This is a genomic window from Caldimonas thermodepolymerans, assembly GCF_015476235.1.
Taxonomy (GTDB): Bacteria; Pseudomonadota; Gammaproteobacteria; order Burkholderiales; family Burkholderiaceae_C; genus Caldimonas; species Caldimonas thermodepolymerans.
In genome coordinates this window covers 1019368-1032670 of record NZ_CP064338.1, presented here as the reverse complement: position 1 = coordinate 1032670, position 13303 = coordinate 1019368, and the positions used below count along the sequence as shown (strand labels likewise).

Genomic DNA, 13303 nt, shown 5'->3' with positions numbered 1-13303 from the left:
CGTCAGTACTCGTTCATGATCACGCCGGCCAGCTTCGCCGGGCTGCCCGTCAGGGTACCGACCAGGTCCTGCAGGCGATCCACGCGCGAGCGGCCCTGCCGCGCCACCACCAGGGCGGCACCGCAACGGGCGGCAATGACGCTGGCATCCGAGCCGTAGGCCGCAGCCGGCGTGTCGACTACCACATGGTCGAACTTGTTGAGCAGCTCGCGCATCAGCAGCCCGAAGGCCGGTCGCTCCACCAGCTCCAGCGGGTTGGGTGGCGTGATCCCGACCGGCAGCACGTAGAGGCTGGGCAGTGCCGGGATCTGCTTGATGACATTGGTCTCGGCGCGGCCGGACAGGATGCCCGACAGCCCCGAGCTGGCGTCCAGCTCGAACACCTCGTGCTGTCTCGGTCCCCGCATGTCGCAGTCGACCAGCAGCGTGCGCCCGCCCAGCTGCGACAGCACCACCGCAAGGTTGGCGGCGAAGAAGGTCTTGCCGTCGCCCGGGTCGGGACTGACGACCGCCAGCGCGCGGCGCGGCTCTTCCGCGGTGAACAGCCGCATCATCAGCTGGCTGCGGATGGCCCGGAAGGCTTCAGCCTGGTGCGAGAACGGCTGCGTCGCCGTGACCAGCTCGGAGCGCATCTCGCGCCGCGGGTCCGGCGCGTACGGGTAGTGGAACTGCTGCGACAGCGCAAACAGGACGTCGTCGTCCGTGGCCAGCCCCAGCGCGACCGCCGCCTCGCCGAAGCGCAGTCCCTTCTCGCGCTGGAACTGCAGGATCTGGTCGACCTGTTCCGCCGACAGCTTCTTCCTGCGCCGGATGATGTCGCCAATGGGTCGGTCGTGGATGGCCGCCGGCTTGATGTCCTCCACGTCGTTCGGCACCGGATGCAGGTGCGGTGCCGCACTGGCTTCACGGAAGATGGCCATCAGACCCCCTTCGGGCGCGGGAGCTGCCCCAGCACGCGCCGCGCGATCAGCGGCCGGTCACGGCGACCGGACAGCATGCCGCGGCGCACCGGCTTGGGCATCACGCCCAGCACCGGCAGGCCCAGCAGCTGCACGACGTCGGCGAAGGTGCGCACCCGGCGGTCCAGCAGCTCCAGCAGGACGCTCGCGGCCACCGCCAGCACCAGCCCCACGCTGGTCGCCAGCAGGACGTTGAGGATCAGGTTGGGCGAGGACGGGTCCGTCGGCGGGACCGCCGGACTCAACATCGATGCATTGGTCAGCGTGGCGTGACTTTCCAGGTTGGTCTGGTTCAGCCGCGCCAGCACCGCATCGTAGGCCCGCTGGGCGTTGGCCACGTCGTTGACCAGCACCGCCGCCTGGTCGCGCTGCTCGCGCATCTTCAGCAGCCGCTCGCGCTGCGCCTCCAGCGCCGCCTTGATCTCGGCCTCGCGCTGGCGGTTGATGGTGTTGCTCACGCTCACGCCGCTGGTGACGCGCCGCGTCTCGGCCGCGATGCGCTCGCGCAAGGCGGCGATGCTGGCCTGGGCCTCGATCACCTGCGGGTGGTTGCTGCCGTAGCGCGCGTTCAGTTCCTGCAGGCGGGCCTCCTGGCGGTTGAGGTCGCCCTTGAGGCTGGAGATCAGCGGGTTGAGCAGCACCTCCTGCATGCGGTCGGCCGCCGCACCGGCCTGGCTCTGCCGGCTGCTCGATTCGGCCGTGACCGCCTGGATCGCCACCAGCTGGGAGGACAGTTCCTGCAGGCGCGCGTTCTCGATGTCGAGCCGTTCGTCGGTGGCCACCAGGCCATGCTGCTTCTGGTATTCGGACAGGCGCGCCTGCGCAGCCTCGAGCCGTTCACGCAGCTCGCGGGCACGCTCGTCGAAGAAGGAGGCGTACTGCTTGGCCGGTTCCTTGCGCAGGTCGACCTGGGTGTCGATGTAGCCCTGCACGAAGGCGTTCGCGATCAGCGCCGAGAACCGGGGGTCGACCGAGGTGTAGCTCACCGCCAGCACCTGCGAGTCGCCTGACGGCTTGACCTCGAGGTTGCGCAACAGCGCCTTGGCCAGCCAGGACTCGATGTCCACGCTGCCGCCGGTGGACTCGCGCCACTGCTCGCGGGTCTGCGGGTTGTCGGCGAGCTTGAGGTTGCGCACCACGCGCAGGGCCACCCGCTCGCTGCGGATGATCTCCAGCTGGGTGAGCAGGTAGCCCTGGGCGCCGGGCAGCACCATGCCGGCCACCGGGTCGGGAGAGCGCACGTCGACCACCACGGTGGACGTCGCGCGGTACTGCTTGGGCAACAGCAGGCTGATGGCCACGGCCGCGCCGATCGCCAGCACGAGCACCGCGAGCGCCACCTTCCACCGTGCCAGCAGGATGGAGAAGAATTGACCGAGCGTCATGACGACTCCTTGCTAGAACAGGCTCTCGCGCACGTAGACCACGTCGCCGTCGCGGAGCTTGTCCTCCATCGACGGCTGGATCACCTGCACCTTGCCGTCAGGACCGCGCCGGTGCACCCGCAGGCCGCGCTCGGTGCCCCGCTGGGTGAGCCCGCCGCCCGTGGCCAGCGCCTGCATCACGGTCATGTCGCGCTCCAGCCGGATCGCGCCCGGACGCTGCACCTCGCCGTAGATGTAGATGGTGGGCATGCGGTCGACGTAGACCACGTCGCCGTTCTCCATGACCATGTCGTCGTCGGTCCGGCCCTCCATGAAGATGCTGGGCAGGTTCACCTCCTTGCGGAAGGGCTTGCCGTTGCGCGTGCCGGTGACGACGACCACGTCCGCTCCCGCGGGCGCCACCCCGCCGGCCATCGCGATCAGGTCCGTGAGCCGTGTGTTGGCCAGCTCCAGCGGGTACTTGCCGGGGCGGTTCACCTGCCCGAGCACCGATGCCTGGTTGCCGCGCACCTGCACCACCATGATGGAGACCTGTGGCTGCTTGACGTAGTTGCCCGAGCGCAGGCCGTCGGCAATGCGTTTCTCGGCCTGGACCACCGTGATGCCGCCCACCTGCACCTGGCCGAGCAGCGGATAGGTGATGGTTCCCGATTCGGAGACGCGGGTCTCCAGCGACAGGTCCGGGCTCTGGAACACGGTGATGCGGATCACGTCGCCGGGCCCCAGCACGTACTCGCGCGTGTTGGCCGGCTGGGCCGCCGCGCTGCCGGCCATCACCAGCAGCAGCACGGCCGCCATCCATCGACGAAACAGAAACAGCGTGGTGGTCATTTACTTGATCCCCGACAGTCCCTTGTTGATGGCCGCCGCATCGTCGTCGGCGTCGGTGGTGGTCACCCGGGAGGCATCGGTCGCCGTGGGTGCCGCAGGCGCCGCTGCGGCGGCCCCGCCTGCCGCGCCTGCATCGGCGAACTTGCCGAGGTACTCGATCTGCGCGCTGGCGCGCAGCGCCTTCATGTCCTCCTCGATCAGCTTGCGCTTGCGTTCGTTGAGGATGAACTGCTCGATCGCCGGACGCGCGCGCACCTCGTCGACCGGCATCTCGCGCGAGGCCAGCACGAAGATGGCCTGCGCGCCGGAGGGGGACGGCACCATCAGCGCCTGGCCGTCCTTGAGCTCGTGGAACGCATCCAGCAGGCCCAGCGGCAGCTGCTCGGCCGCACGCGCGGCCTGATTGACGGCAAAGTCGATGCCGCTGGCCTTCAGGTACTCGAGGAACTCGGCGCTGGACGTCGCGGCCTTGAGCCGCTGCTCGATCTCGGGCAGGCGGTCCGGCTCGGCCTTGATCGCCACCTCCTGGAGGTTGTAGACGCGCCGCTCGCGGAACAGCGCCGGCTTGTTGTCGTAGTAGGCCTTGATCTCCTCGGGCGTGGGCTTTGCCGCCGCCTCGGCCACCTTCTCCAGGTAGAAGCGCGCGAGGATCTCGCGCCGCGCGGCCTCCAGGGCCTGCACGACGCGCGGGTCGCGATCGAGCTTCATCTCGGCGGCCCGCTGCACGGCGAGCTCCTGGTCGATCAGCTTCTCCAGCACCGCCTTGCTTGCGGCTTCGGCCTGCTCCTGCTTGAGGCCGTGCTGGCGCTGCAGGACGAAGTTGATCTGGTGGACGGAGATCTCGCCCTTATTGACCTTCGCCGCCACCTGGCTCGCGGGCTTGTCGCTGCCACGCTCGCCACACCCGGCGGCCAACAGCGCGGAGATCACGGCGGCTGCCACGGCAGCACGGCGCATCGTGACCAACGCAGTAGTACGGCATGTCGTATTCATTCTTGGACTGCTCCCTTTGCGTCTCGAGGACGCCTTGCCGGCCCGGCGCCACCGGGCATGTACTGGGCTGTTGCGCGTATGGACAACTCCGCGTGCGCACCATCGGTGCTGCAAAGTTGAAGTCCAGTGTACTGGTGGGGGTAGGCGGCAAAGTAACCCCTGGTTAAGGGGCCTTGCAGAAACAAAAAGTCTCAGACTGCGCGCGGCAGAAGGCTTAGATCTTGAGACCCATGCGCACATGGCAGGCACGAATCACGCCTGCCGCGACGACCCGTTGCAGGTCGTCGTGAAGCGGTCGCCGCGCGCTCAGTCGAGCGCCTGCACGCCCGCCAGCAGCCAGCCGGTAGAACCGTCCTTCGGCCGGGTGAGATTCCAGATCTCGCGAAAAGGGGAAGCGCCGGCGGAGATCTCCTCGCGGATCATGCCGGAGAACTCCACGCTGGCGATGTAGCCCGCGCCGACGTCCTCGACGCCGAGCATCTCGGCGCTCAGCGTCACCACGTCGGTGCGGTTGGGCTGGTCGCCCCGCTCGGCGAGCTGCTGGCGGATGTGCGCCAGCATCTCGTCGGTCATCAGCGAACGCAGCGTCTCGAGGTCGGCGTGGTCCCAGGCCTCCTGCAACAGCACAAAGTTACGCTTTGCCGTGCGCAGGAACGCATCGGTGTCGAAGCCCTCGGGCACGCCCCAGCGGAACTCGCCGGTCTGTCCGGCCACGTCGGCGACGCTTTCGGGGCCGTAGTGCACGGTCGATTCCGGTGCCAGCGTCGCCGGCTCGTAATGGCTCGAGGCAAACGAGGAGGTGCGGGCCGTCCCGGTCCCCGCCGACGGGAACGACAACGACGCGGCGCGCAGTGCCGGGCGCCGCACGTAGCGCCACACGCCCCAGGCCAGCGACAGCAGCAGCACGGCCCCCAGCGCCATCGAGAACCAGCCGGCCGCCTGCGGGCCGACGCCGAAGCCGTGCAGCCATCCGGCCACCCCCAGCCCGGTCGCCAGCCCTGCGACCATGCCGGGCTCGCCGTCGACCGTGCGTGCCAGGGGCGGCAGGGCCTGCACGTCCTGGCGCTGCACCTCCGCCTCGCGCACCACACCGGCCGCATCGGTTTCCTGGCCGGCCGCCGGCCGGGCCTGCACCGCCGACGCCAGGGCCATCAGGGCGGCCAGGCAGAAGGCGGCAAGCTTGGAGGTGATCATGACAGGACCTGCAGACTACAGCGACGAACGGGACGGAGGGCGCCCGGCCCCGCCCCGGGCGGACTCGATCAACACTTGATGCCGACGTGCAGCGCCACCACGCCGCCGGTCAGGTTGTGCACGTCGACGTGGCCGAAGCCCGCGGCCTTCATCATGCGCTTGAGCTCCTGCTGGTCCGGGTGCATGCGGATCGACTCGGCCAGGTAGCGGTAGCTCTGGGCGTCGCCCGCGATCCATTGCCCCAGGCGCGGCAGCACGTTGAACGAATACCAGTCGTAGGCCTTCTCGAGCGGCTTGACGACCTTGGAGAACTCCAGCACCAGCAGCTTGCCGCCCGGCTTGAGCACGCGGCACATCTCGGCCAGGGCGCGGTCCTTGTGCGTCATGTTGCGCAGGCCGAAGGCCACGCTGACGATGTCGAAGCTGTTGGACGGGAACGGCAGCGTCTCGGCGTCGCAGATGGCCGTCGGCAGCACCAGGCCCTCGTCGAGCATGCGGTCGCGCCCGACGCGCAGCATGTTCTCGTTGATGTCGGTGTGGACCACGCAGCCGTTCGCGCCGACGCGGCGTGCGAAGGCGCGGGTCAGGTCGCCGGTGCCGGCAGCGATGTCCAGCACGCGGTGTCCCTCGCGCACGCCGGAGACGGCCACCGTGTAGGCCTTCCAGGCCCGGTGCAGGCCGGCCGACATCAGGTCGTTCATCAGGTCGTAGCGCGAGGCGACGGAATCGAACACCCCACGCACGCGGCGGGCCTTTTCTGATTCTTCGACGGTCTGGAAACCGAAATGGGTGGTACTCATGGCGTGATCGTACGTGGAGGGGATGTCCGTGCGCCCTCACAACCCCGCACAGGTGCGGGACATGGCACGCGTGCGAAGCGGATGTGAGGCGAAAAACCGACAGCGCGCCCTAGTGAGCATGGCCGCACGCCGGGCCGGCAGCCGGCGGCATCGGCGCGTCGCGGTCGAGGCCGGCGGCCTCGAGGCGCTCGAGGTACTCCCGCCACAGGCGGTCCTGCTCGGCGCCGAGGCGGTAGAGGTACTCCCAGGTGTAGATGCCGGAGTCGTGGCCGTCGCTGAAGGTCGGCTGCACCGCGTAGTTGCCGACCGGCTCCAGCGCGACGATGCCGACGTCACGCTTGCCGGTCTGCAGCACCTCCTGGCCGGGCCCGTGGCCCTGGACCTCGGCCGAGGGCGAATACACCCGCATCAGCTCGAACGGGATGCGGAAGGAGGCCCCGTCGCTGAACTGCACTTCCAGCTGTCGTGACTGCTGGTGCACGGTGATGGCGGTGGGCGTCGGGGTGTCGGGTTGCAGGCCGGCCATGGAAAGCTTCGTGGGCATCAGAAAACGAGCGAAAGGTTGACGTGCAGCTTGTCGTCGCCTTTCTCCGGAACGGACGGATTTTCATCCGGATCCGCCCGGCTGCCGCTGACCACGTAGCCGTATTCCGCACTGACGTGCAGGCCTCTGGGGTGTTCGTAGCGCAGGCCCAGCCCCACGCTGGCCAGGCGGTCCTTGCGGCGGCGCGTCGGCAGATCGGCCAGGTCGCTGCGGATCAGGCCGGCATCGACGAAGGCCAGCCCGCGCAGGCCGGCGATCCACGCCGGCGTGATGCCCTCGAGCGTGAGCGAGGCGCCGGAGTCGCCGTACAGCACCCGGTCGGGCACGCCGCGGATGGAGCCGACGCCGCCCAGGCCGAAGGCCTCGCCGGCCAGCAGCAGGTCCGGGCTCCACTGCGCCTGCCCGCGGGCCAGGAACTGCCAGCCCGAGGCCATCGCGCGGAAGAAGGTCGCGCTGCCGCGCAGGGCCTTCCAGTGGATCGTGTCGATCTGGTCGTTTTCCGTGCGATACGCGGACAGCGTGTTGCCGCTGCCGCCACCCAGGTTGGCCGCCAGCTCGGCGCTGTAGGTCAGCAGCTGGCGTTCGGCCTCGATGCGCCCGACATAGGCGATCGACAGCGGGCGCGAACGCCGGTCGCGCTGGTCGGTGGCGACCCCCTCGATCTCGGTGGCCTTGTAGACCTTGTCTTCCCAGGCCAGGGTCAGGTAGGAGCGGTAGCCGCCATCGGGCACGAAGTAGTACGAATAGCCCAGCTTGAAGACGTGGCCCGCGGCCGTGCTGCGGAAGGTGTCGTACTGCGTGTTGGTGGCGTCCAGCCCGAAGGTGCCGGTGACGTCCGAATCGACGTAGCTGGCGAACGCCACCCCGCCCCAGCGGTACAGCGGGGCACGGTAGGTCAGGCCGACCTGCTTGACGCGCGAGGGGTGCTGCAGCGAGGTGGTGTAGGCCATGCCCAGCACGTGGTCGCGGTTGAACAGGTTGTTGTAGCTGCCGCTGACGGTGAAGCGGTCGCGGCCGGTCTCGGAGGTGCCGTGGTTGTTCCAGCCCACCCCGAACGACCAGGGCGCCTGTTCGGTGATGCGCACCGTCGCGTCGATGCTGTCCTCCGCCTCGGACTGCCGCAGCGCGACGACCAGCTGGCGCGAGGGGTTCTCGTTGGCCACGGCGGTCTCGCGCGCCAAGCGGCGCAGGTTCGGCGAGGTGCCCTCGCGCAGCTCGGGCAGCGCGGCACGCACGTTGTCGTCGTCGAAATGCGTGCCGTTGCCCTGCAGCTGGACCTTGGCCAGCGTGAAGCGGACGATGTTGAGCGTGATCGTGTCGGCGAGCGGCTGCGGCGGCAGCACCACGCGGTACAGCGAGTACCCGCGGTCGTGCAGGGCCTTCTCGAGCGCGGCGGTGGCGCGCTGCAGCACGTCCAGCGTCGCATCGGCGCGCAGGAACGGCGCCAGGATCGCGCTGGTCTCGCCGCTGCCCAGCGGGTTCTCCCCGTTGATCGCGAACCCCTTGATCGGGAACACGGCCTGGGGCGGCTGCGGCGGCATCGGCGCCGGTGCCTGCTGGGCCCGGACAGCGCTGCAGGCGGCTGCCAGCGCCAGCACGGCGCACGGCAGCGCACGGGGCCGCGGCACCCGGGGAGACTGGAAATACGGCTTCATCAAGGCATCCCTCTGAACTCGGACGGCAGGCGCCCCATCAGCGACAGATTCCCGCACCGGCCGGCAGCAGGTCGCGCAGCAGGCTGTACAACGCGGGGTTCTCGACATCGGGCAAGGGTACCGGATCGAACTCGATGAACAGCGGCATGTCGGCCGGCCGCACCACCTCGCCGTGGAGGCCCGCGAAGCCCGCCTCGCCGCGGCCCAGGTGCAGGACCTGGCTGGCGGTCATGATCTCGACGTGGCCGTCGCGCACGAACACGTACAACCCTTCCTGGTCGCCCATCGGCGCCACGCTGAACAGCGCATCCTCGTCGATCTCGACGCCGTCCGGGCGCGGCGCGTCGATCTCGAAGCCCTGCACGAGACGCTGCAGGACACCCGGTGCAATGTACAGGCCTTGTCCGGTCTCGACGACCTCCTCGGGCGCGCCGCCCTCGGGCGTCACTACCACCGTGCCCTCCCAGGTGAACAGGTACAGCCCGCTGTCGGGCGGGCCGCCCTCCTCGGCACATGGACCGGTGCAGCTGAGGTCGAAGCCGGTGCCGCGGATGCCGATGGTGGCCGTCGCGGTGGCGATGCCGACGCGGCGCGGGTCGGCCTTGCCGATCAGGCCGGTCAGGCCGCGCAGCGTGCCGCGCGCCAGGCGCACGAGGAACGAGCCCTCGGCGGGCGTCTTCGGATCGAACACGAAGTTCTCGATCTTCATCCGGCTGTTGGGCCCCAGCGCCATGCGGCTGCGGTCGCGGAACGCCAGCAACGCGAACGCGCCCGGGCGGGTCTCGACCTGCTCGCCGGCGTAGACCGCGCCGCCGGTGGCCAGCAGCCGGCTCGCGCCGCCCCCGTCGTGCGCGTAGACCTCGCCGCGCAGCACCGCCACCTTGGCGCTGGCCTGCACGCTGTTGGGCCGCGTCGGCTGCGAGACCTGCGAGGACTCCTGCGCGCAGTCGCCGCCGCTGCACAGGCGGGCATCGAAGTCGGTGCCACGGATGCCGATGGTCGCTGTGGCCGTCTGCACCTGCGCGGCGTTGGGGGCGTTCTTGTTGATGAGCCCGGTGATCGCGCGGAAGCCGCCGCGGAACAGTTGCATCACCAGCGAGTTGTCGCTGGCGTTCTCGCGGTAGCGGTAGGTGCGCAGCACCAGGTCGGAATTGGGCCGCAGCGTCATGCGCGTGCCGTCGTCGAGCCGCACGATCGCGAACGAGGAGGCCGCGGTGGTGATCCGGTCGCCCTCGTGCAGCGGCAGCCCCTTGCCCAGCGTGCGCGGCACCTGGCCCGGCAGCTGCGCAAACCCCACGCCGCGCACGAAATCCACCTGGCCGACGGGCTGTTGCGCCAGCGCCGGGAGGGCGAGCAGGGCCAGCGCCAGCGCGGCCAGCCACCCCCAGAGCCTGCGCGCCTTGTGGCGATCCGCCTCGGAGCGAAGTTCAACGACAGACATTTTCAGCCTCCAAGGCAACCTCGCCGAAACGCTCGGACTCGAGGATCCGCTGCAGCTGCACCAGCACCTGGATCACCGGGATGTCGGCCTGCGTCTCCTCGGCCGGCAGCCCCTGCGTCAGGCCACGGTTGGCCACGCCGTCGCCGAGCGGGCCGCCGGTGCTGTGCCGGAAGTCGGGCGCGCAGTCCGGGGTGCAGATCCAGCTCGGATCGATCGCCACGAAGCTCGGCCGCGAGGCGGTGGTGTAGATCACCGCGTCGGCATTGGCGCCGCTGCCAGGCGAGAAACTGAGGGTGGCGCCGCCGGGCAGCCCCAGCGCGAGGTCGGAGCCGTACTGGATGGCCGCATAGGCGTTGTTGCCGGTGCCGCCGGTCAGCGACAGCGAGGTCGCGTTGATCGCGACATGCTCGCCCGCCACGTGGGCGGCGGTCGAGCCGCCGATGAGCCACAGCGGACCGTTGGCATTGAGCGTGAGGTTGTTGCTGGCCACGATGGCGGCGCTGCCGGCAGGCCCGGGCGTCACCGCCATCGGCTGCTGCGGGTTTGCGGCCTGCCCGATGACGCCGATGCCACCCTGGGCGGTCAGCGTGACGTTGCGTGCCTGGATGCGGGAACCGTCGGAAGTGGCCCGCACCTCCAACACACCGGCCGTGTCCAGCACGAAGTCGCCGCCCGGGTTGAGACCGCTCCAGACCGACAGCGTGCCCGAGCCGGTGTTCGTGAGCCGCACGGTCCTGCCGCTGGAGTCGCTGGCGGCCAGCAGCACGTCGGTGTCCATCGTGGCGGTGATGTTCCCTCCGGCCTGCAGCGCCAGGACCTCGCTCCTCAGCTGGGGCGTGGCGGCCCCCGCCATGCCGGCAATGTCACCGCCGGCGGTCAGGGAGAGGGTCTCGGCCGCGAGCTCCACGTCGCCGGTCAGCGTCAGGTCGCCGCCGGCCTGGACGCTGACGTCGCTGCCCTCGCCGACCGCGAAGTCGGCCCCGGGTTGGTCGCTGCGCAGCCCGACGTAAACGCCTCCGTCCAGGGTGACATTGCGGCCCTCGATCGAAATGCTCCCGGCGTTGCCGCTGGACCCGGAGCCGACCGCCGGCCAGCCCCCCCGCGAGGTGATCGTCGCGCGGTCCTCCATCACGATGCGGATGTCGGTGCCGGCATCGGCCCCGCGCACGGTGACGTTGCCCCCGTTGCCGCCATCGCCGGCGCCGGGATTGGCCTCGAAGGCGCTGCCGCCGATGGAGTGCAGCCCGCCGCGGTTGTAGTTCGGGAAGTAATCCGGCAGGAACAGGCCGTTGTCCTCCAGGTGGAGCACCCCCGCGTCGCCGTTGGTCGCCCCCTTCAGGACCACCTCGATGTTCCCCCCGTCGGCCCCGTTGCCGTCCATGTCGCCATCGCCACCGATGCTCGCCACGCCCTCCCGGATGCGCACCGCGGGCGTGCCGTCGGCCTGCTGGCGGCCCTCGATCAGGATGTCGCCGCCCCGGCCCGGCGTGTCGGCACGCGCGCCCGCCGCGACCACCGCCCCCAGGTCGACCGCACCGTTCTCGCTCGCCACCGTCACGTTGCCGGCATTGAACAGGGCGGGATTGAAAAATTCGTTGTCTCCGCTGGTCTCGATGCTGTTGACGGTGATGTTACCGGCCGCGCGGATCGTCACGTCGCCACCGTAGGTGACGATGTCGTTCACCCGGACCTGGGCGGATTGCTGGCCCGGCACGGCCGGGTTCTGCACCCCGGCGAGGATCGTGATCGTGCCAGCAGAGGTGCTCGTGCTGCCCGACAAAGCCACGATCTGGTCGGGACCGCTCGTCGCCAGGTCGATGCCGCAGGCCACCGTGGTCGGGCAGCTGGCATCGGTCGTGCGCAGGGTCAGCGACGAGCCCTCGCTGATGATCAGCTGGCTGCCGGAACCCCAACCCGAAGCCGTGATGCCCTGCCGTGCCTCGATGCGGATGTCCACCCCGGAGAAGCTCTCAATTTCCTCCTGGTAGATCTGGGTGGGCCCGGGGTCGTCCGCGTCCATCTGGCCGCTGAAGTTGAAGCTGCCGGAGCCGGGCAGGATCAGGACCTGGTCCGGGTCGAGCAGCCAGGTGCCGCCGCGCCCCTGCGGCGCGCCGACGTCGGGCAGGCCGCTGCGCACCAGCGTCTTGCCCGAGGTCTCGACCCGGCCGCCGTTGCCGCCCTGCGCGCCGCCGCGGGCGCTGAGGTGGCCGAGGGTGCTGGTCTGGCCGTCCGACCACACCACCACGGTGCCGCCGTCGCCGACTTCGATCGCGTCGGCGCGGACCTGCGCCCCCTGCTCGACCCGCGTGGTCCGGGCGTTGTCGATGGCCGGATCCTGCCCCTGCCAGCCGCCGCCCACGTAGACCGCGCCGCCGCCACGGGCGCCGGAGGCATCCAGCCGCGCCGAGGCCGTGACGCGGGTGTCGGCACCGGTGACGACGATCTCGCCGCCCAGGCTGCCCTGCCGCGCCGTGGCCTGGCCGGAGACCTCGACGCCGTCGTGCGCCTTGAGCCACACCTTGCCGTCGACCGTCTCGAGGGCGTTGGCCTGCACCGCACCGCTGTGCTTGAGCGTGCCGGCGAACAGGCCGACCGCGCCGGCCTCGATCGAGCCGAGGTTCAGCACCTGGTCGCCCGGGTTGACCACTTCGAGCTGGATGCCCTCCAGGCCGCGGCCGGTGATCGCGACCGACTGGCCGGCCGCCAGCACGGCGTGGCCGTTCTCGACCTTCACCGCGCCGGTGTTGGTGATCTGCGGCGCCACCAGGTAGACGTCGCCGTGCACCTGCACGACATCGGTGATCGCGATGCCCCCGGGCACCCCCTCGGCCTGCAGTCGCACCCGGCCGGCCTTCCAGTCGGCATCGCTGATGTTGAGCGTCGAGGCGGTGAAGCCCGCCGTGTCGATGACCGCGCCCTTGCCGAACACGATGCCCGCACCGTTGATCAGGAACACGCGGCCGTTGGAGCCCAGCGTGCCGAGTATCTCGCTCGGGCTGCCGCCGACGACACGGTTGAGCACCGCGCTCCTGGCGTTCTGCTGCTGGAAGTAGACGCTTTGCCCGGCGCCGATGCCGAAGCTCTGCCAGTGGATCACCGCCCCCGGGGTGTTGGTCACCTGCAGGTGCGAGCCCTGCTGGCTGATCTGCGCCGAACCGCGCACGACCTGGGCGCCCTGGGGCAGCGCGTGGGCGGCCGGCACCGCGAAGCCCAGCGCCAGCGCCGCGGCCAGCGGCCGGACCGGGAAGCCCCGGCGGGCGGCGGGTGGAACGGGGGCCGTGCCACGTCGCGCCTGGCGGACGGGACGGGACGCCGCCGCGGACGGGACGTCGACCCGCGGCACGGTGGAAAAGGACATGCGTGCGGTCATTGAGGTCTCCCCTTCCGCGCGCCACCGACAGCCGCGGACCGGTACAGCACCCTCCGGAACCAGCAGGGAAACCACCGCCCGAGACGGCCGCGCAAGGTCCTGACGCCAATCCCCTGTCCGGAGCTTGGCGA

General features: G+C 70.3%; 10 protein-coding genes. All 10 read right to left on the bottom strand.

Going from position 1 to position 13303, the window contains the following annotated elements; all coding sequences use genetic code 11:
• Positions 1-2: 2 nt before the first annotated feature.
• The 10 genes from IS481_RS05010 to IS481_RS04965 all read right to left on the bottom strand — a co-directional run bounded on the left by IS481_RS05010 (position 3) and on the right by IS481_RS04965 (position 13160).
• Positions 3-920, bottom strand: a complete 918-nt coding sequence (locus IS481_RS05010; RefSeq protein WP_104356145.1) for a polysaccharide biosynthesis tyrosine autokinase — start codon at positions 918-920, stop codon at positions 3-5.
• Positions 920-2344: a chain length determinant protein EpsF gene (gene epsF, locus IS481_RS05005; protein ID WP_104356144.1), complete on the bottom strand. Its 1425-nt coding sequence runs from the start codon at positions 2342-2344 to the stop codon at positions 920-922. Before epsF ends, IS481_RS05010 begins: the two co-directional genes overlap by 1 nt.
• Positions 2345-2356: 12 nt before the next feature.
• Complete coding sequence (epsE, locus tag IS481_RS05000; protein ID WP_104356143.1) at positions 2357-3175, bottom strand: polysaccharide export protein EpsE; 819 nt, start codon at positions 3173-3175, stop codon at positions 2357-2359.
• Positions 3176-4132, bottom strand: a complete 957-nt coding sequence (locus tag IS481_RS04995) for an EpsD family peptidyl-prolyl cis-trans isomerase (RefSeq protein ID WP_104356207.1) — start codon at positions 4130-4132, stop codon at positions 3176-3178.
• Between the two features lie 342 nt (positions 4133-4474).
• The gene (locus IS481_RS04990) at positions 4475-5362 is read right to left on the bottom strand and encodes a TIM44-like domain-containing protein (RefSeq protein ID WP_194963340.1); all 888 of its coding nucleotides are present in this window, start codon (positions 5360-5362) and stop codon (positions 4475-4477) included.
• A gap of 68 nt (positions 5363-5430) precedes the next feature.
• Positions 5431-6162 (bottom strand): bifunctional demethylmenaquinone methyltransferase/2-methoxy-6-polyprenyl-1,4-benzoquinol methylase UbiE, encoded by a 732-nt coding sequence (gene ubiE / locus IS481_RS04985; RefSeq protein ID WP_104356142.1) that lies wholly within the window; start codon positions 6160-6162, stop codon positions 5431-5433.
• Between the two features lie 109 nt (positions 6163-6271).
• A complete protein-coding gene (locus IS481_RS04980) occupies positions 6272-6688 on the bottom strand; it encodes a gamma-butyrobetaine hydroxylase family protein (protein WP_104356141.1) in 417 nt (138 codons plus the stop codon).
• Between the two features lie 17 nt (positions 6689-6705).
• Complete coding sequence (locus IS481_RS04975; protein ID WP_165908714.1) at positions 6706-8361, bottom strand: ShlB/FhaC/HecB family hemolysin secretion/activation protein; 1656 nt, start codon at positions 8359-8361, stop codon at positions 6706-6708.
• A 37-nt stretch (positions 8362-8398) separates the two neighbouring features.
• Entirely contained in the window at positions 8399-9802 is a 1404-nt protein-coding gene (locus tag IS481_RS04970) for a FecR family protein (protein ID WP_104356139.1), read from the bottom strand.
• Positions 9789-13160, bottom strand: coding sequence for a filamentous hemagglutinin N-terminal domain-containing protein (locus tag IS481_RS04965; RefSeq protein WP_170067431.1), 3372 nt, complete (start codon positions 13158-13160; stop codon positions 9789-9791). The genes IS481_RS04970 and IS481_RS04965 overlap by 14 nt, the downstream gene beginning before the upstream one ends.
• Positions 13161-13303: the final 143 nt, after the last annotated feature.